The sequence below is a fragment of the Chitinophaga sp. genome (assembly GCF_017745275.1).
In the GTDB taxonomy this organism is placed as follows: Bacteria; Bacteroidota; Bacteroidia; order Chitinophagales; family Chitinophagaceae; genus Chitinophaga.
Map to the genome: position 1 here is coordinate 450,683 of NZ_JAGHZS010000005.1, position 24,862 is coordinate 475,544.

Here is a 24,862-nt window from a genome sequence, read left to right on the forward strand (position 1 = left end):
TTTTGAGAGATGGGTGATATAACCGGGGTCATAATAAACAGGTGCTTTGTCCTTTGCCGGGTAATGGTAGTGCTTTTGTTTGTGTTGGTGAGATATACGCCGGCTGCTGCCCAGGAGCCGCCTCCACGCCCCATTGCCGTATATGTGAATCCTGCGCAGGGACTTATCTTCGGCGCCTTTTTTCAGGGAATGTCAGGAGGAACGGTGATCATTTACCCCGATGGTTCCAGGTCTGTAACCGGTAGCGTGGTACAGGCCAATCTGGGTTACCCGTTTTCGCCTGCCATTTTTGAAGTAGAGGCAAACCGGGGAACATTGATTTCAATATTAAACGGACCAGATGTCATCCTCACCGGAAGCAATGGCGGTACTATCAGTTTACACATAGGGAGTGCCAGCACTGGCAGTTCTTTTATCTGTACAGCTACGCCGCCGGCAAGGAATCTGGTGAAGATAGGAGGCACGCTGACGGTAGGAAGCCCTCTTTCAAATCCCTCCGGTAATTACAGTGGGATCTTTACAGTAACGTTTATCCAGGAATAGTATGTAACAGGTATAATGATAACAGCAGGCAGCAATAGCATCAGTAGCTACTTCTTCAATAGCTACTACGTGCCGGCCTTTCAGTTGATACTGGGGCTGATACTGTTTGTCGTGCCGTTAAAGGTACATGCCATAGAGCCGGAACCGGTGTTATATGAAACATCTGTGTTTGTGGTAGTACAAGGTATAGGTGGCGCAGAAATTTCTGCGGTTATCAGCAATGATTCGGCGTATTTGTCTGTTACAGATATGTTTAACTTTCTGAAGATAAAAAATACAGCGACCCCTCATATGGATTCGGTCTATGGCTTTTTTATTACAGAAAAAGCCCCTTTCCTGATAGACAAAAAGAATAGCGTTATTCATTATCAGCAACAGGATATTCCCCTGGGCCCACAGGATTTTATCAGTACAGAAACCGGCCTTTACCTGAGAACAGGTTGTTTTGCCTCAGTATTTGGATTGTCGTGTCAATTCAGTTTCCGCTCTCTTTCCGTTAAGCTGGAGACCAGGCAGGAACTTCCTGCGGTGAGGGAAATGCGCCAGGAGATGATGCGCCGCAATATCAGCCGCTTAAAAGGAGAACTCAAAGCAGATACAATTATAGGTCCGCGCCGTCCGATGTTTGCCATAGGGATGGCCGACTGGTCTGTAATAGCCACACAACGACCGGAAATCAATGCCAACGATACCTGGTTGAACCTTTCTCTGGGCGGTGTGCTTCTGGGGGGAGAAACAAATGTATCGCTCAATTATAATAATTACGCCAAGAGCCAGTTGGATTTTAGTCATGATACGATTGGACTGATAAAACCGTTTGATCAGCGCCAGCAGTTTTACAGGTGGCGTTATGTGAACAATGACCACAGCGCATTGCGCCAGATCATTGCGGGTAAGATCTATACTGCTTCCACTGCTTCCATCTTTGATCCGGTAGTGGGAATACAGTTGACTAATGCGCCTACCTCTTACAGGCGCTCTTATGGCTCCTACACGTTAAGTGATTATACCGATCCTGGATGGACGGTGGAACTATATGTAAATAATGCCCTGGTGGATTATACTACTGCTGATGCTGCCGGCTTTTTTACTTTCCAGGTACCATTGGTATATGGCAACTCCGTGGTACGTCTGCGTTTTTACGGTCCCTGGGGAGAAGAGCGCTTAAGGGAACAAAATATTACAATCCCCTTCAATTTTTTACCGCTGCATCAATTTGAATATACTGCCAGTGCTGGTGTGGTGGAAGATGGACATAACAGCTTTTTTTCGCGGTTGCAGATGAACTATGGTGCAAGCCGGAATATCACCATAGGAGGAGGGTTGGAGTACCTGTCGTCTGTAGTTACCGGCAAAGCGATGCCTTTTGCAATGGCATCGGCAAGGGTAACGCCCAATTTATTGTTGTCGGCAGATTATACCTATGGCGTACGCGGACGGGGTATACTGACTTATCGTATGCCTTCCAACCTGCAGTTCGAATTGTATTATACCAGGTATAAGAAAGGGCAACAAGCGATCATCTACAATTATGTAGAGGAAAGAAAGTTTATTGTGTCAAAACCTTTTATCACAAAAGGCTTTTCTTTTTATAACCGGGTAACACTTAACCAGATCATTTTACCTGAAACAAAATATACCACCGCGGAATGGCTGCTTTCCGGTGCCATTTTTCGTGTAGGCGTTAACATTAATACTTTCGCCATATTTATGAAGCCGGAACCTGCGTATGTATACACCAACCTGGCGCTTACCTGCCGGCTGCCGGGAGCATTGATTGTTACGCCGCAAATACAATACGAATACAACACCAATAGCCTGATGGCAGTCAGGTGTGAAGTAGGGAAATATCTTTTCAGACATGGCTACCTGAATGTTTCCTATGAACGTAATTATAAAAGTGATATCACCAATGTAGGTGTAGGATTACGCTACGATTTCGCCTTCTCACAGATTGGTATTGCTGCCTGGAAGGGTACCAATACCAATACACTGGTGGAATCTGCCAGGGGGAGCCTGATATACGACGATAAAACAAAAGTAGCGGGCTTTACGAACAGGACCAGCGTAGGTACGGGAGGAGTGGTGCTGCTGCCTTTCCTGGATCTTAACGGCAATGAACGCCGGGATCCCGGAGAGCCCAAAGTATGGGGCCTTAAAACCAGCTGTAACGGAGGAAGAACCATTCCTCACAAACAGGATAGTGTGATCCGGATCGTTAATATGGAACCATATGAATATTACTTTATTGAGCTGCAAAAAAATAGCTTTGAGAATATTGCCTGGCAAATAAAGAAGCCGTCCATCAGCGTAGCAGTAGATCCTAATCAGATGAAATTGATAGAGGTGCCGGTGAGCATTATGGGAGAAGTATCCGGTGATGTGATGCTGGAAGAACAGGATAAAGTAAAAGGAATAGGTCGTATGTCGGTTGGCTTTTATAAAAATGACAGCACATTGGTAGCACAGACATTAACGGAATTTGACGGGTACTTTAATTATATGGGATTACCTCCCGGCGAATATACTGTCAGGATAGATGCTGTTCAGCTACAAAAGCAGGGGATGACTGCCCATCCGGTAAAACTGCCGTTTACGATCAGACCACGCATAGAAGGAGATGTGGTGGAGGGACTTCATCTCCGGGTGAGGAGAACAACTGCCAACTAAGCTGAACCTTTGTGGTACGATCCTCCTGGAGCCGTGAACTTTTTTTTAAAAAAATGGTTATTACATCAGTCTTTAAGAAATTATCCCTCCTTTCTGCATTCTTTGCCTTCAAAATAAAAGTATATGAGCAACCCTACTGAATCAAAAGTAACAAATGCTATCAGCGAACTCGTTGATATCCCTCGAGATCAAATTACCACTGACCAGTCTTTCGAAGAGTTAGGATTTACTTCCATCCTGGCTGTTCAGCTACTATCGAAGCTGGAAACAGCGTTTGATGTACCAGCCCCACAGGGAGAGATGTTTAACATGCGCACGGTGGGCGAAGTCGTTGATTATTTTCAAAGCAAGGTTAAATAAGTGGCATCAGATAGCGAAAGGCTTGCAAACTTAGGGTTTGCAGGCCTTTGTTATTTTTTTCGGGAGATATGATACTAATTAGGTATCTTAATTATGCGAAAATTTATTCCCGTTATTTTATCAAGTTCAATGATCCCGCTATGAACAGTATATTGATATCCCTTACACTATTATTATGCTGTGGAATGCATCAAAATATTCACGCACAGTTGCCCGCATCAACAGAACCCACCATTATTGGAATGTCTGCCAGTGGTAAGTACTACTATGGTATCACCAGGAATATAATTTATAAGAAGAGGGTGGGAAAAGATAAATGGAAACAGCAGCAGCAGCTCTCCATGAGTCCTGTTATCAGTACTTTGACATATAACTCCGATAAAAATGAAATTGCCTTTAGAATGGGTAATGATTCTATTTATCATGTTAATATAAACAATGGTGAGACAAGGGTGATTCGTATAGGTGAGTACCTGTCCCGGTTCCAGGAACATCCCGTTAGCCGGCTTATCTTTTCTATCGGTAGCCACGGCTGTTTTCACCAGTATAGCGATAACCTGGAGTATGAGCGGGAAGGGGATGAATTTGTATTAACAGACAAGAAATCAGCAGGGATGAATCATAAGAACCGAATGGGCACTTCGAAAGGAATAGTACCCGCAGATGAGGTGACCCGGCTGCAGAAAGCACTATGTAATGACTATAGCAGGATGCCGCGAATCAGTGACCTGGGATTTACCCAGCAGGAGTATGACCAGTGTAAGAAAGATATTCAGGCGTTTGCTGTTGACAGAAAGGTGGACGGCAACCCGGGAAAAATTGGCTTTTACATCACAGGAAATAATGTTGATTTTAATAGATTGAGTTTATTGGTAGATAGTATTGAAACAATTGATACCGCCGCAATCGGTGAAATATTACAGCATGCCGGTTTAGTGAGTACAACGGTCGATTGGATGGCCATCAGCCTGGTAAGCGATAATGGAGAAGAGTTACATATCCGATATCACTATTTTGAAGACCCGAATGCCATGCGTTTGCCTTGCGTATTGATGTTTAATGATGAGGTGTTACGTACGTTTACGCCAGAGATTCCCCGTTTCCTGGATAGAAATTGTCCTGCTTTGATGAAGGATAAAAACCGGATGCCGTTACTGTATGCTATGGTAAACTATTTATACGCGAGGAAGATTGAATAGATAAAATGCGTTTAATGTTGCTACCAGGTAATGGCTCAAACAGAGCAGATGGTTTACTTAATGCAGGTCTTTGCACATCGCTTCAACTCATTTTAATAAATTGCCAGGCTGCTAAATAGGATCAGTACAGAAAAAAGCACCCATGTGAAAAGGGATATTTACTAACGTGATTGCCTAAACGTAAATTTTCTGACTCGCTGTGTATAAAAAGAAATGTTATCTCTGTGAACGACTTCCGGCCTTGGAGCAGGCCGGTAAGTTGAGCATTTATCAATAGTCCGGGACATTTTTATATTCATTGAAAATCATAAGATTTTGAAAAGACTGTAGTAGTATAGGCCTGATTAATAGCTGTCTGTGCTTTTCCGTCAATTACGGGTTCTATTTTAACTGAAAAACTATGCCCTGCTGCACTGAATCCACCCATTGATATAGAGGTTATGGCTACCGGTACTACGGTTTCGATTGTTACAGGCCCGGATATCAGTTTTGACTGGTCTATTTCAAATCCTTTTTGGTTGGTCTGCGCGACACCATTTACTTTGTAGAGCGTTGGTTCTGTACCATTAATAGTGCCGCCGGACACAGTAGTCTTCAGATAGTCGCCTGAGGTGAGGCCAGTGGCGGTAATGGTCAGCTTCATGGTCTTTCCCTTCGGCAGTTCAGGTGAGGGATTATCATTTTTACTTTTAGAGCAGGCGGCAAATAAAGCGATGACCAGTAACACGGATAATGATACAGATAATAAACGTTTCATTGAAATATAGTTTAGTGAATTATTCCTCAAAATTATTAGCTGCAATCCTGCCTGCCAATAGCTACAAATCATCATTTTTCAAGGCAGTATAGTTGGTGTGCTATTGTTTTGATATTTTTAGGAAGAACATGAGCGTAAAAATAAATAGCGGCAAATGAGATGTACCCTGACTATATTCATTATGTCTTTTCTGGCTGTGTGCAGCGGTGTAACGTTTGCGCAAAGGCAAAATGTTACTGACAGCCTTATAGCAGTTTTAGATAAGGCGAAGGCCGATACGGCTAAGCTTTCTATTCTGACCAGGCTTATCGTGAAATATACCAAAACCGGCCAGATTGATAAGGCTAAAAGAACACTTCATATATTGATCCCTTTAGCCAATAAATCAGGTGATAGTCTCTACCTGGGTTCAGCCTATAATACTGGCGCCTACGTTTATGCTTCGGAGGCCAATGCTGACAGCATTCAATTTTACGCAGGGAGAGCCCTTAGCGTGTTGCAGAATGCCAAGGGAATGAGGGCCATAAATTTAAAAGTCATGGCCAACAACAACCTGGCTGTTTCCTTTTCAACAAGCGGGAATATGAAAAAGGCTATTGAAGTGTTGATCGCCAACCTGTCATTGATCAAAGCCTCAGGCAACGATAATCTCTATCAGGCTACCGTCAATAATATTTCGGCAAGTTTCACAATGACCGGTGACAATGACAACGCCTATAAATATATGCTGCAGGACATCGATCTGGTTGAAAAGCCAGGGATGTCATTAACAGCTAAGGCATTTGCATATACCAATGCGGCGCTTGTTTGCAGCAACCTCAAAAAATTTGACGATCAGAAAAAGTACCTGGATAAAGCGAAAAAAGCCTTGACCCTTCTGGGCGACTCACCGCTCTGGGGACGATATTATGCCTTTGAGGCAACCTATTATGCCAACGTTCATCAATATGCTTTGGCCATTTCAGGTGCGCAGAAAGCATTGGACCTATCGAAAGAGTACCCGGAGCGGTCCAACATTTATATGGCCTATGAGGCCATCCGGACCGTGCAGGCATCTATGAAGCATTTCGACAAAGCCAGGACAGCAGCCCGGCAACTATTCGAAATGAGCAAAGAAGATAACTATACGGATATGATGACCAGCTCGGCAGCATACATCGCTGATTTTTCCGCTGAGCTGGGCGATTATAAAACCGCGTTCCAATACATGAAAGAATATGAGCAGATAAAAGACAGCGTACAATCGCAGCAGAATACGCAGAAGATAAACGAGCTTGAGACCCATTTACGCACTTCGCAGAAAGAAGAAAAGATCGTCCGCCTGGAACTGGAAAAAAAGAGGGCATCGCTTCAAATAAAAAATCAACGGCTGACCAATATTCTTTTGGGAGCAACATGTTTGCTAATGTTCATTATGTTTGGTCTCTTCTACATCTTTTACCGGAGCAAAAAGCGCACTACGGCTCAAAGAGAAAAATTAAAGATCACCGAAATGATGCTCACTACCCAGGAAGCGGAACGGGAGCGGATTGCGCGGGACCTGCATGATGGCCTGGTAGGTTCGCTTTCAGGAATTAAAATGAATTTGGCTATGATAGCTGATAAACAAGCGCACGGTGATCTTAAAACGGCCATCGCCCGCTCGGCAGGGCAGTTGGGCGATTCCATCCGCGACCTGAGGCACATAGCTCATAATATGATGCCGGAAATGCTGCTGCACCTGGGACTGGAAGCAGCATTGAAAGATCTTTGCCACCTGCTGGAAACCGCCGGCATTCTTGTACAACGCGAATTCATCAACCTGGAACAGACCATTGCTTTGGATAAGCAGGTAGTCATTTACCGCATTGTGCAGGAACTTTTTGGCAATATAGTAAGACACGCCCATGCCTCTACGGTATTTTTCCAATGCGCCCGCCAATCCGAAGTGTTCTTAATAACGGTGGAGGACGACGGCATCGGCATCGGTAATGCTTACAAGGCGGCGGGGATCGGCCTGAAAAGTGCCGAAAGCCGCGTACATTACCTGAACGGGACTATGGATATTGGTCCTATGGAAGCCGGTAAAGGGACCTCTATAAATATACAGTTGTATGTTGCATAACAAAAAGACGATAGCGGTCGTTGATGACCACCCGATTGTGTTGGATGGACTTGTGCAGTTGTTGAACAGTGAAGACGGTTTTGTGGTAAGCGGCAGCTTTACCAACGGAAAGCTCCTGCTGGACTTTTTGCACAGTCATCAGCCGGACATTATCCTGCTGGACATTGGTCTGCCTGATATCAATGGAATAGAGTTATTCGACTCGATAAAGGCACTTACCCCAGGCACTGTTATCCTGATTTTTAGTAACTACATTGAACGCAGCGCTATTACGCAGATGCTGGACAAAGGAGTCAATGGCTATATCTCGAAAAGTACATCGCCCACAGAGATCATCCGTTGCCTTTACAGGGCACTCGAAGGTCAACTGGCCTTAAGCCCGGAAGTAGAGCATATTGTCAAATCAGAGAAGCAACTTTCTTTAGATGCGCAAGCGGTCCGTGTTTCGGCAAGGGAAAGGGAAATACTATTGCTGATCGCATCGGGCATTACTTCTTCGCAAATAGCTAAAAAACTTTTTTTAAGCAAGTTTACTGTAAACAATCACCGCAAAAACTTACTGCAGAAATTAAAAGTAAAAAATGTAGCCGAATTAATTTCAGAGGCAACAAGATTGGAACTGATATAAAAAGAGGCCACCTGAAGGCGGCCTCTTTTTATGTATGGTTGGCAATTGATGATACTTATTTCTTCACCTCACTCTCCAGCAACAATTTCAACTCCTTATTAGACGGCCTTGGTGCATCTGTAGAAACGATATTCCCGTTCTTATCAAACACCATAAAGCGGGGAATTCCTTTTATGTTATAGAATTTGGCAATGTCGCTCCATCCGCTGGCAAACAGTTGTACGCCACCCAGTTTTTCGCTGGCAACAAAATCCTTCCATTTCTGGTGATCTTTTTGTTCGTCTACCGATACGCTGAGGAATAGTACATCCTGCCCGTGCATTTCTTCCTCCAGCTGTTTGAGGTAGGGAAGTTCTCCTTTGCAGGGGCCGCACCAGGTTGCCCATACATCTACCAATACCACTTTACCTTTGAAATCGGTCAGTGATGTTTGTTTGCCGTTCAAATCCGGGTAGGTGAAGTTTACTGCCTGGCCACCGGCGGCAGTAGCCTTCCTCGCCAGCTCTGCTTTTATAAAGCCGGCGCGTTGTGCCTGGTCGGAAGTAAGCAGGTATTTACCATACTGCTTGTCGAGGTCAAGGTAGCCGAGGTATGTTTTCAGGGAAGCAGCTTGTTGGAGCACTACTTCTCCTTTCAGGGTATCGTTTTCGATACCTTTCATCCTGGCTTCGATACTATAGTCCTTTATATTGCCGTTGCCCATCCTGGCTGGCAGCATTTGCAGTGTGCGCATCATACGCATGCCGTAGGGATAACGAAGCAGGCGTGTATCCGTTGTGAAATGCGGCACCGCAATGTTTTTGAAATAGGGTGTATAGTCTTTTTCTGAAGGGTGGGCAGAACGTGGAGTGCTCAGCAGTTCAGCAGTGCAGAGCAGTATATCCAATTCGCGGAACTTCGCAAATTCACTGTCAAACTGTTTGTTGCCGGAAGCCGCGAATTTCGTTTCCTGCGCTTGTTTATGGAGTGTTTCCAGCAAAGGGAAGAAATCTACGTAAGTACTTCCCGACATATTGAAATAAACGCCTTTTCTTTCCAGTGGAAGAATGGTGTTATGCCATTTCTCTATGGCCTGGTTCTCAGGTGAGTTTTTGCCGGTGAGCACATAGCTTGTATCTGTGATCTTTACATTCAGCTGGTCGTTCTTTTTGAAATAAAAGCTGTACTTGTCTATGGGAGACTGGATATTACCAGTACCGATCACATACAGTCCTTCGCGCACCGGGCGGAAATAAAACCCGAAAGAGGAATCTGTGCCAGGTTTGGACGTAGCTACTTCTTCCAGTCTTCCATGTTCTACGCGATAGAGATGTACATTACCGTCGTTCCGGCGTAGCCATTCGCCGGAAATGGTTACCTGCGCGTTCATAAATGCGGGCAAACAGAGTAGGGTGGTTACACCCAGGAGTAATTTTTTCATTGTAGTCAGGTTGTTTAATAACTGTTTGGATATGTATAGTTGCTGATAGATGGTGCGATGTAGATCACATCTCCCACACTTCCCTTTCCTTCCATGGTGAAATCGGGAGTAGTGGCCAGGTTGCCGGAGGTTTTCCGGAATGCCCGTACTTTATAGTTGCCACCACTGGTAGTGCTTATCAACATATAGTTGTGATAGAAAGGCTGCTCCGTATTGGAGGAACCGGCGTAATTACGGTGACGGATACTCGTTATTTTCTCTCCCGCGGGTACCGTGAATTGCAACTGCTCAGCGCCATTGCTCAGGTTCCATGACCATACTTCCTGCCCTACAGAAAAATACAGGATGTTTTCATCCGCCACGATCAGCCCGAAATGCTCCGCCTGGTTTAGCTTGTCCGTCTGCGTCAGGGTATCATTTACGATCTTAAGGGCATAGTTAGACGGGGTAATGGAAGAAACTATCTTCAGTGTAGGATCTGTTTTATCCCTGAACAGGGCTATGCCCACATATGGATAGGTGGATTTTACACCCATGAACAGCAGGTCTTTGTTCATCCTGTTGGCAGGCATTTCTGTTCCAGTGGCGTCTGTTGTGGCCGAAAGTACAGCGCCTGTACCGGTAGCGGAAACAAAGGAGCTGCTGGTTTCATCGAAAAAGAAAGGGTTTTCGAAAGGATATGCCATGAAATATTTGGAGAGGCTGTACGGACTGTTGTTATCATCGCGCAGTTGTTTACCGCCAAACAGCCCAATGTTGGCCGACATGGAATAAATGCTGTGCAGGTGCCCGTCGTTCACAAAATAGTTGGCCTGTGAACTTTCGCTGATACTACCAGGTCTTTTCACGGAAGGTGTTTCGTAGAAAAGATTATTGAGCCCATGTATCTCTTTAAAAGTATTGATGTTTACCACACTGGCATCTTTGTCAGACAAGATGAACAACGCCCTGGTGTTGGCGTAGGCGCCGGTTACATTGGATTTATAATTGGTATAGAATCCGAAAAGGCTGGCGTCTCCGTCGAGTTTTTTCCCATTTACCAGGGAGAATACATTTTCCAGCCTGGATTGGGGGGCGATGCCTGTGGGCGTCAGGAAGAGGTCTACATCGGTTTTACCGCCATCGCTCTTCATGATATACCAGCCCCTGGTGAATTGGGTAACCACGTTAAGGTTGGCTGTCACTATCCTGCTGAATCCCGTATGTTCGTTCCTGGTGCCAAACACGAGTACCCAGCCTTTAGCAGGCTGTGTGACCAGGTAATCCAGCGTTTTGGAGTGGCCGATGGTATCTACTTTAGGTGCGGAGCCCTGCACATTGGTTTCATATATTCCCCACCAGTAGGAGAATTGTGCATCCGGATCTGTAGAGCTGACTTTCGGATCGATGCTGATTTTGTCTACCAGCGATACCTTATCATAGGTTGCTTCCACGCCGCTGATGGTGATGTTTTCCGGGGATTTATAGCTATAGTTACCTTTGTCCTTGTAACAGGAGGCCGTTAGTAGCAGGCTGCAGGCGGCCAGGATTTGATATGTCAATTTCATGAAAGGCTGTTTTGAAGGTTAAGGGAATACAACTGTTTCACCCATTTCATCTGTGAGGGGCGCGCCTGGATGAGCGTTATTATAGTCTGTCAGCAACGTTTTCAGTTTCAGCCGCCAGAAGGAGAGCAGTGCATAATCAGTGTTCACGAAAGTGAGGAATTCCTGGTCCCACTTTTCGCCTGTTTGGTTGATCATGAACGAGTGTTTCACCTGGCTGTATTTGCCCCAGTAGTATTGCACGGCGGAGGCATTCCAGGCGGCGGGCTGACTAAGCATGTCCGTAAATTCTACCCTTCTCCACAATTTTTTGATCTCCCCTGGCTGGAACTGTTCATTTGCCTTCACCTGTATCTGCAACTTTACCGTTCCTTTTTTCAGGGAGGCATCGCGAAGCACGATTACCGGTACGGATGCATGTACCTGTCCCGCTTTGATCACATACGCATCTTTCAGGGAGGCATCGGAAAAGGCTTTGTAGTGGGTGCCAGGGACGGCATTGGCTTCTCCTGGGATATTTACCTGCTCCAGGGTGAAAGGGCGGTCGTTGCCACTTATCCCACCAATGGCGTAGATATCGAAGAATACGGTGTCTTGTGTAATGGTAGCCGGTTCGTAGAAAAAGGTGAACGGCTTCATAGTATCGGCCATCTCGAAAGAGGACGTATAGATCCGGTCGGGCGTAGGCCCAAATTGAAGCCGGGCAATATCGTTGTAAAGATAGTACTGATCTTTTTTGCAGGCAGCCAGTAAAGCGGTCAGCATGGCTACAGTGAGTATCTGTTTCATTCTTTGCGCTTGTATTATTGAACAAATTCATTTAGTGGTAATGGTACCAGGTAATTGATGGTAGATGCGGCAGGCGCCCACAGGAAGCTGGCTTTGGGTGCGTTGATGCGTTTATAGGCAAAAAATGCCTGCCCTTCTGCAAATAATTCTTTCCTGTATTCCTTCACCAGTTCCAGTTGCGCCTGTGCAGGGTCGGCCGGAAGTGTGGTAACGGCCACATTGCGGGCGTTGCGGAAAGCTTCCCAGTATGGCTGGCCTTCTCCCGCCGGCGCCGCTTCTGCGGCTACCAGGTACATTTCACTGACACGCAGCATAGGTATCTGGAAAGGTGCAATAGCAGTAGTGGTGGTAGCTCCCATGTATTTTTTCAGGATGTTGCATTTGGAACCGTTCGCCAGTGTGATCAGCGTCCAGAGGTTCGTTTCCCGTATATCCGTGCCCGTATTACCATATAACTGGTTGTTGACAGTAGTTACACTACTGCCTTTTTTCAGTGTGCCGGAGGTAAATAGCTGTTCGTATTTTTTTGCAAGCTGGAAATCATAGAGCCCGAAAATATGTTCCATAGAGAGATTAAAATTACCGCCAGACATATCGCTCAGTACTCCAAGACGGAACTTCGTGCTGCCATCCGGGTTCTTCGCATCGATTACTTCTTTAGCGCAGATATAAGCGGACCTGTTGTCCTGGAACCAGAGATAGGCGCGGGCCTGTAGCGCTTTCACTGCGTAGTAGTTCATACGAAGGAAGCGGAAAGCGGAGTAGGTGTTCTCTGGTTTGAAAGGAGAGCTCGCACTGCCGGGATTGGAGAGGTCGGCTTGTGAATACCGGGTGAAAGGATCTACGTCTTTCAGCAAAGCAGCAGCGCCGGTAAGATCGTTCAGCAGCTCCGCTTTATATTGATCGTAAGCCAGGTGTTGATTCGGTTCCCGGGAGATCTTTTTCACATAAGGCAACACGGTGCCGGTTTGTATATTGCCTGGTACGGGACCAAAAAGCCGCAGCAGGTCCAGGTGGCAATAGGCACGCAGCGCCAGGCACTCGCCTTTCATCATCTCGTAGGAACCGGCGGAAAGAAACACGTCTTTGTGAACCTCTACTTCAGCGAGAATAGCGTTGATGCTGGCAATGATCTTGTATTCCTGCGCGTACATAGCCGACAGCGCACGTTGTACGCCATCATCGGCATAGTTGAACAGCCCGAGGCGTTGCTCAGTGGTATTGGTGGTAACATCCCAGGAAGAAGTCAGTCGCTCTATGGTACCAAAGGTCATGTCCTGGCCATAGGCATTTGTGGACTTCATCTGGATGTACACCCCGGTAAGTGCATCCTGGAAGCCGCTTTCCGTGGTGAAAAGCACATCGGATGGCATCTGTGTTTTAGGCTGAACGGTGAGCCATTTTTTGCAGGAGGTAGTGCAGATGGCCATCCCCAGCAGCCCTGTAATGATATATTTCATCGGTGTCATGGAACACTAATTTGCTGGTTAGAATAAAGCGTTTACGGTGAGCGATAACTGCCTGGAAAAAGGATAGGTAGTACCTCTTTCCCGGCGTACGGTAGACAGGTAAAAGAGATCGGCCATGTTGGCGGAAAAAGACAGTGCCTGCATTTTTAACTTTTTCGCGAAGGTGCTTTTTACGTCATACTGGAAATTGGCATTCTGCATGGTGAGTGTCTTTTCATCCTGCACAAAGCGGGAAGTCCTGTTGGTAGCTGCTGTTACCAGCAAGCCTTTGAAGGCGGCATTGTCGCCCGGCTTTTGCCAGCGGTTATCGTATACGCGGGAATCTACGTTGTACCGGTAGTCTGCATTCTCCACTTTGTTAATCAGTGTTTGGTTATACAGCTGGCCACCAAAGCGGTAACCGAAGGACAGGTTCAGGGAGAGATTCTTATACCGCAACAATGTGCTGAAGTTGCCGAAGTACGCAGGTTCGCTGATACCGCTGGCGCGCAGGTCCAGCGAGTTCCAGATATAGGTAGGCTCACCATTCCTGTTTAAATACAGCTCTTTGCCGGTACTGGGATCTATACCCAGCGAAGGCACTACCCAAATGGTGTTGGTGGAATATCCTTCTTTGTAAAGCATACCAGGTACTGCGCCCGTCGCATTTTCACTGCTTTTCTGTGCCGCCTTCAGCGCATCAGAAATCATCAGGATCTTGTTTTTATTATGCACCAGCGCACCGCTGACGCTCCAGGTGATTCCTTTCCGCAGGTTGCGTACGAGAAAGGCGGTTGCTTTTAGCTCGATACCGCGGTTTTCCAGCTTACCGATGTTTTCAATATAGTTGGGAAAGCCGTTGGAGGCAGGAAGGTCTACAGATGATATAAGACCATTGGTGGTTTCGATGTAATAGTCAGCAACAAGGCTCAGGCGCCGGTTGAAAAGGTCGGCCTCCAAACCTGCGTCATAGTTCATTTTCTGTTGCCATTTCAACGATTCATTGCCGAGGCCCAGGAGATAGGCACCTGTCCAGCTGTAATAACGGTCGTCGGTATAATAACCGTAGGTCGACAACGCCTGATAAGCGTTGAAGTTCTGCGAACCGGTAACGCCCAGGGAGCCACGTAATTTCAGCCTGTTGATGAATGTCAGCTGCTTAAACATGGCTTCCTTATGCAGGTTCCAGCCGAGGCCGGCAGACCAGAAAGGCGCAAAGCGATTGAGCTTTCCAAACTGGGACGCGCCATCTGAGCGTAAGGAGAGGTCCATGAAATACCGTTCATCATAAGTGTAGTTCACGCTTCCGGTAAGGCCTACGGAGCGGGTGAGGCTTTCCGCACCACCTGGTTTACCACCTTGCGCATATTGCAGCGCCATGGAAATAAAGTCGAATTTAGGATTAGTAAAGCCTTCCGCAGCGAAGCTATAACCAGAGGATCTGGACTCGCGGATGTTGTAGTCTAATCCCGCAAATATAGCATGGGCGCCGAACTGGCGGGTGTAGCTGAGGTTGGCGCTCGCATCATAACGGAAACCTTTGTTCACTCCATATTGGTAGGAACCTCTGCGGAGAATATCTTCCGTAGCAGCAAATGCGGTATGATCTGCCGGCCGGAAATAATCTGAGTCGGCGTTCATTTTGGTAAGCCCCAGCCTTGCCCGGAAGAGAAGGTCAGGCTGTATGCGCCATTCTACAGAAAGGTTGTTGGTGATGTCTGTTGTTTTATATTTCTGAAAGGTATTCAGGGTCGCATCGTACAGCGGGTTGGTGGGTAAAGTGTTCCAGCGGTTCGTATAAATATTGGAACCAGGATTACCCAGCAGCTTTATCACACGGCCGTTTTCATCGTAGGGTGCCCAGTAAGGGTTCATCTTCACATAATCGGAAAATGATCCGTAGGGAGATTCCGCGCTTTCACCCAACCCGATCATCAGGTTGTTGGTGAAACGGATGTTCTTGTAGTAGTAACTGAGGTTGATGGTACCGTTGAACGTGCGGCGGGAAGAGCCTTTCATGACGCCCTGTATATCATTGACCTGGGCAGAAATAGAATAACGGAAGGCGTTGTCGCCACCTTCCATTCGTACGTTATGGCGCTGGCCAATACCGGTGCGAACGGGCTTGGACAGCCAGTCTGTTTCCACGCCCCGGTTCACTTCACTCATCAGGTAGTTGTAATATTGTTTGAGTGGCACATCATTTTCCGCGCGGGCGTTGTCATATAGTCCCACTTTGTTTTCCAGCTCCAGTTTATCGCGTGCGTTGAGTACGTGATAGGCGGTGAGATCCGGCATTTCAATATTGACATCACCGCGGTACGATAACCGCAGCCTGCCGGGTTGTGGCGCCCTGGTGGTGATCACGATCACGCCATTAGCGCCGCGCGAACCATAGATGGCGGTGGCGGATGCATCTTTTAGCATGGTGATGGATGCTACTTCGTTCTGGTTAATGTCCAGCAGCTTTTGCAGCGAAGATTCAAATCCATCCAGGATCACCAGCGGCGTATTCATACCCACGCGTGTTTCATCCTGCAGTTCATTTACATTAGGCAGGCTGGAATTGCCGCGGATCTGGATTTCCGGCAACCGGTTGGGATTGGAACCAAATGTATTGCTCTCCACAATATTAAAAGAAGGATCGATGTTGCGCAGGGAAGTGATCAGGTTACGGTTGCCGAATGCCGCCAGCTGTTCTGCTGTAACAGTGGTTACTGCGCCGGTAAAGCTTTCTTTTTTCCGGTTAAAGATACCAGTGGTCACCACTACTTCATTAATCTGTTGCTGCGATTTGCTTAACATGATATTCAGCGTGCCGGCGCCTGCCACGCTGATTTCCCTTGGTGCATATCCCTGGCAGGTTACCTGTAACGTGACAGGGAAGCCCCTTACTTCTAATCTGAATCTTCCATCTGGCGAAGATACCGTGCCGGTGTAGGCGCCCTTTACACGTATGGTGGCAAAGGGAATAGCCGCTCCTGCTTCGTCACGCACGTAGCCGGATATTTCCTGCATAATTGTTCTGACGGGAGTGAGTGTTTTTTCATTGATCACTACCATTTTGTTGACGATGCGATAGGTGAGTGGTTGGTTGTTCAACACAATCGCCATGGTTTCCTGCAGCGTGGCATTGGTCACCTGTATGTCCTGTGGTGAGGACATTTTCAGTACATGTTCATCCCACATAAATGACAAACCTGTTTGTGTTTCCAGCTTCCCGAATATCTCTTTCAGAGAGGCATGTTTCAGGTGGAGATTAATCTTTTGTGCAGCGGCTGTACCGGTCTGGAGATAAACGATCAAGAGAAGAATAGCAGCGGCTTTCGCGCGCTTTTGCAGTTCCATCAATAGTCCGGCAAGGGCATAAAAATGCCGGACCAAAAACGCAATTAATTGCATACATTTGGGTGGTTTTTGGTTGATAAATAAAACAGAACCTGTATTTAGTTTATTAGCCCGACCTTAATAGCCGCTCCGTGAGTCAGACGGGGCGGTTTTTGTTTTCCAGGCTAATGTCTTTATGGTTGTACGATCAGCTTACCATTTTCCAGTTTACAATTCACGCCATATATATTTAGCGCCTCAATTACATCAGAGAGATTTACGTCCCTGTCGATAGTACCGCCAAAGGAGCGTTTAGGCAGTTCTCCCTTCATGTCTACTTCTATGTCGTACCATCGTGATATCTGCCGGAACAATGCCGGCAAATCTGTACTGCTCATCATGAACAGCCCTTTCTTCCATGCTATTGCATTTTCGGTTTCCGCGTTGTTGTCTACCGTAATGCTACCATTCTTGTCAATATTGGCCTGTTCTCCCGGTTGAAGCACCTGTTGTTTATTCACCCGGATGCTGCCCTGCAGCAGGGTAGTTTTTATGATGGGTTCATCCGTATAGGCGTTAACGTTAAACGCGGTGCCCAGTACTTCCACCACACCTTTTTCATGGAAGTGTACGGAGAATGGTTTGGCAGCATCTGCAGCCACTTCGAAATAGGCTTCTCCGGTGATCCTTACCTCGCGGGTATTACCCGAAAAAGCTACCGGGTATCGCAAAGAGGAGGCTGCATTCAGCCAAACCTTTGTGCCATCCGGTAGTACCACGCTGAACTGCCGGCCTCTGGGAGTTGAAATTGTATTATATGCGATGGCAGTTGTGCTGGCGGTGTTGGCATCATATACTACCTGTCCGTTGTTGAGTACTACATTGGTTCCCGCCTGGCTGGCTACTACGCCATTCTTCATGCTATCCAGCAATACGGTGGAGCCGTCTGCCAGCATGAGCACGGCGCCTTGTTTTCCTGGCGCTATTGCTCCGCTATGCGCTACCGTTGGCGGTGTGCGTTTAGGCTGCTCCGTTAGCCGGTAGATGCCGCCTGCCAGCACCAGCAACACTATAGCTGCCGCCGCCCAACGCCAGTAGTACATGCGTTTCACCGGTGTATCACGGGGAAGGTCTACTGATTTTGCTTTCTCTAACAAAGGTTGTAGGGAGAGATCAAATTCCAGGTCCATATCAGGCGCCCCGGTCAGCTCCATGAATACTTCCGTCAGGGCTTCCCGTTGACCGGGATCCCCCAGCAGGGCATAAAATTCCTGTTGACCAGCTGCATCCAGCTTGTTATCCAGGAAGTCCTGCGCCAGTATATGTAATCGGGTATTTTTCATGGTGTTCATAATATAAGATCAGGGTGAGGCATGTTTTGTCATCATGGGACAAAAAATTTTTTTTACCGGTGCAGTAAAAGCATCAGCATGAGGAACCCTGAAGAGGTGAGCCGCTCCCTGATAAAGGCCAGGGCCGCGCTAAGAGCATTGCGTACATAGCCATGAGACAGTTGCAGGTTTTCTGCAATCTCCCGGGTGGTCTTTCCTTCCACACGATTCAGGTGGTAGATGGTTTTCCGTTGTGGCGGAAGTGATTCAATGGCCTCATGTACCAGCCGGTGAATTTCCTTCAGCTCCAGGGTGCTGGTGCTGTCAACAGGATTTTGTGTTATTTGGAGTGCCTCCAGCCGTTTATCGTTTGCTGCATGTCGCTGCAGCGCCAGCAGGCTCTGGTTGATAGTGATTTTCCTGAGCCAGGCGCCCAGGTGTGTTACTTTGTCCAGCTTATCGCGATGAAGCCATACTTTAATAAATACTTCCTGCACGACTTCCTGCCGGGCATATTCGTTCTTCAATATCTTCATGGCTATTGCAGCGAGCGGAGTGGCCCACGTAACAAATAAGGCGGAAAAAGCCTGCTCGTCACCTTCCGCTATACGTTGCAGGAGCGCAGTTTCATCCGTATGTAAAGATTCTGGCGACACTTCGGGCATATTTAAAATTCCGGCGATTCATTTCAGCAGCATATTAATGCAGTAACCTGAATGAATGCCACAGTAGATTTTGGTTGTTTTAATCATCTTCATGGCGTCATCTCAAAAAAAGTGAGGCATGGTAATCACTGTCCCTGTTAAACACGGTCTAACGTGATCTCTAAAAAAAGGCGAAAATAACAGTAATTGGGTTAATTTATTAAAATTATTAAATAAAATTAATAACGAAATAAGGGCAGCCTCTCTCCAATCATTGACCTTCCTTAACATTAAAGCAACCCCTGTTAACCTGCTTTGGAGTGAAGTGGAATTACAAAGACAACCTTTTGTACTGTTTGTAAGTGCTCGTTGGCTGCCTCCTTTTCGGAGTTTTGTTGCAGGAAATTGATATCAGATCATAACTTTGATGGAAGGAGAGGAACGAATCAGAAAGAAAAAAAATCAGATGATGAATGAAGTTACTGGAACGTATATTTGTAGCCGTAATGTCCGCCAGGCCTATGAAGAGGTGAGGGCGAATAAGGCAGTGGAAGAGTGGAGTTATATAATAAATGTCTTTTTGAAAGGTGCTATTGTATTTCTCCGGGAAATCAGTTAGTTTACTGATATACCGCTTGGGTCTTTTTTATAATAGCGTCCTTTTCTGCCCTGCTGAGAGCTCGTATAATCCCTCTTTTATTATTGGGACCAGGTTTATCCCGCTTCTCATTTTCAATTTCCCGTTTCTTTCTCTGGCCGGCTATACCGGTAATGTATAAACGACTGATAACACAGGAGGCTATACGCTTCCCGGATACGGCTTCATCTTATCTATTACGCTTGTAATAGATTGGCAGCCAGATCGGCGCCAGATAATTTTGGTATAATCCGTAATGATATTTCGTATTAATACTACTATTACTATTATTTTTTCTATTAATTTAGGCTGTAATTAATCCTATTATATGTTATCCCGCTTCTATGGTGTTGATAGTTATCAGGAGACCTTGCAACAGATATTGAATAATAACCTGTCACTTAACAATACCAAGGTCAAACGAGTGTTGATATTATATGATGAAGGCAAATTTTTCCTGGGAGACTCTTGTATCACTTTAAGCCGCCTGGCTATTAGCCGGCTTTTTTTTGGAGAAGAGACAGAAATTGACCTGAATTGTTGCAATAAAGAAGCGCGTGCGTTGTATGGTGCCCTTACAAAAAATAACCCTGCATTTAGCAATGTTACCTGTTTCCACTATGACGAAATTGATTATGAGCATTATGATCTTATCATTTGTATGACTATTCATGAGGATCAGTTATTGGGCCTCCTGCACAAGAGAGCGATGCAGGCAGGAAATCTGGGGCAACTTAGTATATGCATATTTTCTTTTTCCCATTTATTGCTGATTCCACGGCAAGATTCTGCCCTCATTTTTCCTGTCCACCAGGAACTGCTCGATTTTTACCAGGGGTATTTAGATAAGCCCCATGAGATCTTTATTGATGAGCCCGAAAAAATCTGGGCGAATAAATGGTTGGCAGCAAAGGGAGTAGCGCCCAATGATCACCTGTTTATTTTTGTAGATTCTTCTTCCAGTACTATGAAAAATGTGAGCTGGGATGTGTATTTTAATGTTCTGAAATTTTGCCTGCAGGAAGCCCATCATAAAATATTAATTTTTGATGAAAAAGGAGCCGGCAAGGCGGAATTTTATGGGCAATGGTTATCTGCAACAGAAATGCAACAGGTAATTTTCTCTACACAAATGACATTGAGAGAAGATATCAGCCTGTTGGGAGCCGACTGTGTAAAAATGATTTTTGGTCCATGTACCGGATTAATGCACTGCGCTTCAAGTGTTTACAATCAATTTGTAAATCAGGGAATGCCAATTGAAGAAGTTCCGTTATTAGTTACCTATACCGGCAAATGGGATGCAATGGAGTGGTGGAGCAACGCGCCACTCATAAACTGCCTGGTAATCAGATTGGTAAATGGAGAAAAACAAATGTTCAGATTAAGTGATCTCAGTGAAAAACAAAAAATCGATTTTAGTGACAGATTGCATAGCAATGAATATACAGCTGGAATGCTTGTAGACTTTTTAGAGAGCAATTTGGTAGGATAAACCTGTAAGCAAATTAAGAAAGACAATTTTTTTTTACTTTAACAAAGTATTATTATTGTTTTTTTAGTGTTTTACTAAACAGTTGTTATCTTAAGTCACATTTAAGAATCTCAAAATATCCGAAATCCGGTTACGTATTTGTACCCTGTAAAGGATCCTGTTGTAGCGTAGTCTGTATTTATAGTTAGTTGTTACCTTATTTGTTAGATAATGACCCGAAATTGATTGTTACATAAAAAGTAGTCTCCTATGCATAGTCAGCTAATTTTAGTAGAGTATTATTATAGCTTCTATAGGAGAATTTTTATTTTAACCCATAAAAATATCTGCAATGGAATTAATTAATCTGGCTATGGTATATGAACATACTATCTTCCGAAAAGTCTTGAAAGAATATTTCTCCGCAGTAAATATTAATATGGCGATTCAGACGGCCAACATCAGGGAACTCTTCGAAGGCTTGAAAAAGACACCTATTGACATTCTGTTGCTGGACACACTGGTGATACAGCTAAATGGAAAGGAAATTATACGTGCCATCAAAGATTCCTATCCCGATATGAAAATATTGGTGCTGTCGCTCGGAGCGGACATGCAGATTATTGTGGAATTGCTGGATTTTGGTATTCATGGATGCATCTCCAGAGATGATGAACCGGAAGACCTGGTGAAGGCTATACTGTCTGTAGCCAGCAATAAAATATACCGTAATAAATTGTTTACCGAAGCACTGTATTATAATAAGGAAAACGTCCTGAATAGTGTAGTCAGTGATAAGAACAACCCGCTCGACAGCAGGGAAAAACAGGTGCTGCAGTTTTTATGGGAAGAAAAGAGCAACCGGGAAATAGCAGAAACCCTTTTTCTCAGTGTCCGGTCTATTGAAAAAATCAGACAGGATATGAAAGAGAAACTGAGAGTGAGATCAACAATAGGCCTGTTGAAGTACGGCATTGATAAAAGAATTATTCAAACGGAAGTTAAAAATACCTATGTAAACACCCTGTAGAAATCCACGTAGTTTTTTAGTATAAACCGAATGAATAAATAGTACTTACCCTATTTTCGACCTGAATTTTATGGTTTAATTTGAATCCTGTTAACTATTGAGTAATAAAAATTGCCGGCAAACACACGCTGTGCATATTTAATTCCCGTTAATTTATTTTTTTTAACTTTTACTGTCATTTTACCCTGAAACGTAAGTCTGTGGCTTACTTTAGCGATAGCTTTTTGCTCAAAATTCCTGTTATGAAGAAATTTAATGAAGGTTGGTATGTAGTATATACTAAGCCAAGACATGAAAAAAAAGTTTGTACTGCATTAGAAGATCTGGGCATTGGGCATTTTTTTGCCATGATGAAAAAACTAAGAATATGGAGCGATCGCAGGAAATATATAGATACCCCTGTATTTCCTTCCTACATTTTTATTTACCTGAAAGATCACCAGGAATATTTTAAAGGACTCGATGTGGATGGAGTACTATATTATGTAAGAATGGGTAAAGAAGTTGCAAAAGTAAATACCGCCATAGTGGACAATCTTAAAGTAATGCTGAATAGCGGAGGCCCCATAGAAGTAACCGAAACTAATTTCATGCCCGGGCAGTTGATGGTTATCCAGCAAGGCCCGCTGGCGGGCTTTACCGGAGAAGTAGTGGAGTACAACGGATGTGAAAAGGTACTGGTGCGCGTTCAGTTGTTTCAGCGAAATGTGTTAATGTCTTTATCACAGGAATACCTGATGGAAGAGGCATCTGCGTATTCTTCCAGATCTTAAATAACAAAAGTTTTTTTATGTCTTTAAAAAGAGACTCCTATATCATAGGTTCGGGACTGACACATGATGGCTCCGTTTGTCTGATGAAAAATGGAAGTATTTTAGTAGCAGTGGAAAAGGAAAGAATTACCCGTCTGAAACATGATGGACTAAATGATGCAGATGCGATCGACTATTGTCTCCATGCAGCAGGTATTACCCTACACGATATAGACCTGGTGGTGCAAAACTCCAACTACGGTTTTTTCGAATATGGTAACGGGCATTACCATGGCCCCCGGCATTTTACCTCCACATTGGATGTGCCGGTAGTAACGATCTCTCATCATCTGGCTCATGCCTACTATGGCATAGGCAGCAGCCCGTACGATCAGTCCGCCGTCCTCGTACTGGATGGCTGCGGAAGCCTTTATGATGAATGCATAGACTTAAAAGATGCACTGATTCTGCCGGATAATATTCCTCATGATCTGCTGCATCTGTATGTGGAAAAGGACAGCTTTTATCACTATCATAATAACCAGCTAAGTACCATCTGCAAGGATTTTTCTCCTTTTGGCCTGGTGCTAAAGGAATATCCAATGCATCCCACTTCTGCCATGCACTCTATTGGCGGTGTATATGCATCTATTACGGCGTATTGTTTCGCTAATGGCGATGATACCGGCAAACTCATGGGACTGGCTCCATATGGTAAGCCAGGTGTTTACGATTACTCCATTTTTGAATTGAAAAACGGGCGGGTATTTGTCAACTACGACTGGATGAAGACCTTCCGGCAACCGGTAAGATCCCAGGCGGATTTCTGGAACAACTTCCAGTACTATGCAGACATTGCGTATTGGGCGCAAAAAGAAACGGAAAGGGCTATCCTGTATTTAATCCGCTCCCGGAAAGAACTGACCGATGCGGATAATTTATGTTATACCGGTGGTGTGGCATTAAATGCAGTGGCCAACGCAAAAATTCTAAAGGAAAACATATTTAAAAATGTTTACTTCACACCGGCAGCCGGAGATAACGGGTTGGCCATTGGTTGCGCCTACTACGGCTGGCTGGAAGTGTTGAAAAGGGAAAGGATAAAACATAATGGCAGCTCCTGTTTTGGGAAAGTATATTCCGCCGGTCAGATAAAAACAGAAATATCAAATTTTGTGCTGCCAGATAAACTATCCGGTAAATTATTTATTGATACCTTTTTTGAACATCTCCCTTTTTTCTTCCGGAAAGAAGAAACAGACAAAGAGCAGTTTTGCATGCAGTTTGTCATTTCAGGCGTCGGTAATTTTTCTTTTCTGATAACACCAGGTAAAGTATCAGTGAATGAAGATGCCAGCCTTCAGGCCGATTGTGTATTTTATGCGGATAGTATTACCTTCATTAATGCTGTCAATGACAGCGCTACATTTTTTAAATCCAAACAAAAAGGGAATACTTTTATATTAGGTGATTTCGGATATTTCCTGCGCGTGATCCGAATGGAGGAACTGGTGGCCACCACCCGCAAACTAAGCCAGGAGCAGCCAGCATTTAAAAAGATTCATTTCTCGGAAGAAAGCGACGTTTTTGCCGCTACCGCCAGGTTACTGGCAGATGGAAAAGTAATCGGCTGGTTCCAGGATGGTTGCGAATTTGGGCCGCGGGCACTAGGGAACCGCAGTATCCTGGCTGACCCCAGGAAAGCAGGCGTACAGAAATTTATTAACAACAAAGTAAAGTTTCGGGAAGATTTTCGCCCTTTTGCACCTGCTGTGTTGAAGGAACATGTTTCCGATTATTTTGAGTTTGAAGGAGACAGCCCTTATATGATTTTAGTAGCCCCTGTAAAACAGGAATGGAAAGACAAAATTGCCGGCGTAGTACATGTAGACAATTCCTGCAGGATACAAACAGTTACCAGTGAAAGCAGCCCCAAATTTTATCAGCTTATCCGGGAATTTAAGTCTCTTACAGATATCCCGGTACTATTGAATACCTCTTTCAATAAAAAAGGAATGCCCATTGTTGAAACTCCTTCACAGGCGCTATCTTACTTTTTTGAATGTGCGCTGGATTGCCTCGTGATCGACAATTATATTATCACCAAAGAATTGAACGAAGCATAATTGCCTATATATAACATGGCTTTTTATTACCCGGTTGGCAAACCGCCATCTGTACGCCTTTAATGCTTTCTATCCGGCC

At 45.1% G+C, this 24,862-nt stretch carries 19 protein-coding genes; 11 read left to right on the forward strand and 8 right to left on the reverse strand.

Going from position 1 to position 24,862, the window contains the following annotated elements; all coding sequences use genetic code 11:
- Positions 1-9: 9 nt before the first annotated feature.
- The 4 genes from J7623_RS16975 to J7623_RS16990 all read left to right on the forward strand — a co-directional run bounded on the left by J7623_RS16975 (position 10) and on the right by J7623_RS16990 (position 4,772).
- Complete coding sequence (locus tag J7623_RS16975; RefSeq protein WP_291922488.1) at positions 10-543, forward strand: DUF4402 domain-containing protein; 534 nt, start codon at positions 10-12, stop codon at positions 541-543.
- A 15-nt stretch (positions 544-558) separates the two neighbouring features.
- Positions 559-3,213: a hypothetical protein gene (locus J7623_RS16980; RefSeq protein WP_291922490.1), complete on the forward strand. Its 2,655-nt coding sequence runs from the start codon at positions 559-561 to the stop codon at positions 3,211-3,213.
- A gap of 123 nt (positions 3,214-3,336) precedes the next feature.
- Entirely contained in the window at positions 3,337-3,573 is a 237-nt protein-coding gene (locus J7623_RS16985; RefSeq protein WP_291922492.1) for an acyl carrier protein, read from the forward strand.
- A 185-nt stretch (positions 3,574-3,758) separates the two neighbouring features.
- Positions 3,759-4,772: a hypothetical protein gene (locus J7623_RS16990; protein ID WP_291922494.1), complete on the forward strand. Its 1,014-nt coding sequence runs from the start codon at positions 3,759-3,761 to the stop codon at positions 4,770-4,772.
- Positions 4,773-5,067: 295 nt separating this feature from the next.
- Here the strand turns inward: J7623_RS16990 and J7623_RS16995 are convergent, their stop codons facing one another.
- A complete protein-coding gene (locus tag J7623_RS16995) occupies positions 5,068-5,529 on the reverse strand; it encodes a hypothetical protein (protein WP_291922496.1) in 462 nt (153 codons plus the stop codon).
- A 154-nt stretch (positions 5,530-5,683) separates the two neighbouring features.
- Here J7623_RS16995 and J7623_RS17000 point away from each other — a divergent pair, with 154 nt between their 5' ends.
- Together J7623_RS17000 and J7623_RS17005 are read left to right on the forward strand one after the other, a co-directional pair.
- A complete protein-coding gene (locus tag J7623_RS17000; RefSeq protein ID WP_291922498.1) occupies positions 5,684-7,633 on the forward strand; it encodes a histidine kinase in 1,950 nt (649 codons plus the stop codon).
- Positions 7,623-8,261, forward strand: coding sequence for a response regulator transcription factor (locus tag J7623_RS17005; protein ID WP_291922500.1), 639 nt, complete (start codon positions 7,623-7,625; stop codon positions 8,259-8,261). The genes J7623_RS17000 and J7623_RS17005 overlap by 11 nt, the downstream gene beginning before the upstream one ends.
- 55 nt (positions 8,262-8,316) lie before the next feature.
- On the opposite strand, the gene J7623_RS17010 is transcribed toward J7623_RS17005, so the two are convergent.
- From J7623_RS17010 to J7623_RS17040, 7 genes are all read right to left on the reverse strand, one after another.
- Complete coding sequence (locus J7623_RS17010; protein WP_291922502.1) at positions 8,317-9,681, reverse strand: TlpA disulfide reductase family protein; 1,365 nt, start codon at positions 9,679-9,681, stop codon at positions 8,317-8,319.
- A 14-nt stretch (positions 9,682-9,695) separates the two neighbouring features.
- Entirely contained in the window at positions 9,696-11,228 is a 1,533-nt protein-coding gene (locus J7623_RS17015) for a PKD-like family lipoprotein (RefSeq protein ID WP_291922504.1), read from the reverse strand.
- Positions 11,229-11,246: 18 nt separating this feature from the next.
- Complete coding sequence (locus J7623_RS17020) at positions 11,247-12,014, reverse strand: DUF4843 domain-containing protein (RefSeq protein ID WP_291922506.1); 768 nt, start codon at positions 12,012-12,014, stop codon at positions 11,247-11,249.
- Between the two features lie 14 nt (positions 12,015-12,028).
- Positions 12,029-13,483 carry a RagB/SusD family nutrient uptake outer membrane protein gene (locus tag J7623_RS17025; RefSeq protein WP_291922508.1) on the reverse strand — a complete coding sequence of 485 codons (1,455 nt, stop codon included), beginning with the start codon at positions 13,481-13,483 and terminating at the stop codon, positions 12,029-12,031.
- Between the two features lie 18 nt (positions 13,484-13,501).
- A complete protein-coding gene (locus tag J7623_RS17030; protein WP_291922510.1) occupies positions 13,502-16,864 on the reverse strand; it encodes a SusC/RagA family TonB-linked outer membrane protein in 3,363 nt (1,120 codons plus the stop codon).
- Positions 16,865-16,983: 119 nt separating this feature from the next.
- Positions 16,984-18,132: a FecR family protein gene (locus J7623_RS17035; RefSeq protein WP_291922512.1), complete on the reverse strand. Its 1,149-nt coding sequence runs from the start codon at positions 18,130-18,132 to the stop codon at positions 16,984-16,986.
- 62 nt (positions 18,133-18,194) lie between these two features.
- Positions 18,195-18,776 (reverse strand): sigma-70 family RNA polymerase sigma factor, encoded by a 582-nt coding sequence (locus tag J7623_RS17040; RefSeq protein WP_291922514.1) that lies wholly within the window; start codon positions 18,774-18,776, stop codon positions 18,195-18,197.
- Positions 18,777-19,233: 457 nt separating this feature from the next.
- On the opposite strand from J7623_RS17040, the gene J7623_RS17045 reads away from it, so the two are divergent.
- The 5 genes from J7623_RS17045 (at position 19,234) to J7623_RS17065 (ending at position 24,783) form a co-directional block, all read left to right on the forward strand.
- Positions 19,234-19,383 carry a hypothetical protein gene (locus J7623_RS17045; RefSeq protein WP_291922516.1) on the forward strand — a complete coding sequence of 50 codons (150 nt, stop codon included), beginning with the start codon at positions 19,234-19,236 and terminating at the stop codon, positions 19,381-19,383.
- Between the two features lie 400 nt (positions 19,384-19,783).
- A complete protein-coding gene (locus J7623_RS17050) occupies positions 19,784-20,896 on the forward strand; it encodes a hypothetical protein (RefSeq protein WP_291922518.1) in 1,113 nt (370 codons plus the stop codon).
- Between the two features lie 331 nt (positions 20,897-21,227).
- Positions 21,228-21,905: a response regulator transcription factor gene (locus J7623_RS17055; protein WP_291922520.1), complete on the forward strand. Its 678-nt coding sequence runs from the start codon at positions 21,228-21,230 to the stop codon at positions 21,903-21,905.
- Positions 21,906-22,147: 242 nt separating this feature from the next.
- Positions 22,148-22,678: a UpxY family transcription antiterminator gene (locus J7623_RS17060; protein WP_291922522.1), complete on the forward strand. Its 531-nt coding sequence runs from the start codon at positions 22,148-22,150 to the stop codon at positions 22,676-22,678.
- A 17-nt stretch (positions 22,679-22,695) separates the two neighbouring features.
- Positions 22,696-24,783, forward strand: coding sequence for a carbamoyltransferase C-terminal domain-containing protein (locus J7623_RS17065; RefSeq protein ID WP_291922523.1), 2,088 nt, complete (start codon positions 22,696-22,698; stop codon positions 24,781-24,783).
- Positions 24,784-24,862 lie beyond the last annotated feature (79 nt).

Coding starts and splice junctions, on each gene's coding strand:
- J7623_RS17005 (WP_291922500.1), top strand. CDS start 7,623: ATGTTGCATAACAAAAAGACGATAGCGGTCGTTGATGACCACCCGATT.
- J7623_RS17010 (WP_291922502.1), bottom strand. CDS start 9,681: ATGAAAAAATTACTCCTGGGTGTAACCACCCTACTCTGTTTGCCCGCA.
- J7623_RS16980 (WP_291922490.1), top strand. CDS start 559: ATGATAACAGCAGGCAGCAATAGCATCAGTAGCTACTTCTTCAATAGC.
- J7623_RS17055 (WP_291922520.1), top strand. CDS start 21,228: ATGGAATTAATTAATCTGGCTATGGTATATGAACATACTATCTTCCGA.
- J7623_RS17000 (WP_291922498.1), top strand. CDS start 5,684: ATGAGATGTACCCTGACTATATTCATTATGTCTTTTCTGGCTGTGTGC.
- J7623_RS17030 (WP_291922510.1), bottom strand. CDS start 16,864: ATGCAATTAATTGCGTTTTTGGTCCGGCATTTTTATGCCCTTGCCGGA.
- J7623_RS17025 (WP_291922508.1), bottom strand. CDS start 13,483: ATGACACCGATGAAATATATCATTACAGGGCTGCTGGGGATGGCCATC.
- J7623_RS16985 (WP_291922492.1), top strand. CDS start 3,337: ATGAGCAACCCTACTGAATCAAAAGTAACAAATGCTATCAGCGAACTC.
- J7623_RS17045 (WP_291922516.1), top strand. CDS start 19,234: ATGAATGAAGTTACTGGAACGTATATTTGTAGCCGTAATGTCCGCCAG.
- J7623_RS17060 (WP_291922522.1), top strand. CDS start 22,148: ATGAAGAAATTTAATGAAGGTTGGTATGTAGTATATACTAAGCCAAGA.
- J7623_RS17035 (WP_291922512.1), bottom strand. CDS start 18,132: ATGAAAAATACCCGATTACATATACTGGCGCAGGACTTCCTGGATAAC.
- J7623_RS17020 (WP_291922506.1), bottom strand. CDS start 12,014: ATGAAACAGATACTCACTGTAGCCATGCTGACCGCTTTACTGGCTGCC.
- J7623_RS16990 (WP_291922494.1), top strand. CDS start 3,759: ATGCATCAAAATATTCACGCACAGTTGCCCGCATCAACAGAACCCACC.
- J7623_RS17065 (WP_291922523.1), top strand. CDS start 22,696: ATGTCTTTAAAAAGAGACTCCTATATCATAGGTTCGGGACTGACACAT.
- J7623_RS16975 (WP_291922488.1), top strand. CDS start 10: ATGGGTGATATAACCGGGGTCATAATAAACAGGTGCTTTGTCCTTTGC.
- J7623_RS17015 (WP_291922504.1), bottom strand. CDS start 11,228: ATGAAATTGACATATCAAATCCTGGCCGCCTGCAGCCTGCTACTAACG.
- J7623_RS16995 (WP_291922496.1), bottom strand. CDS start 5,529: ATGAAACGTTTATTATCTGTATCATTATCCGTGTTACTGGTCATCGCT.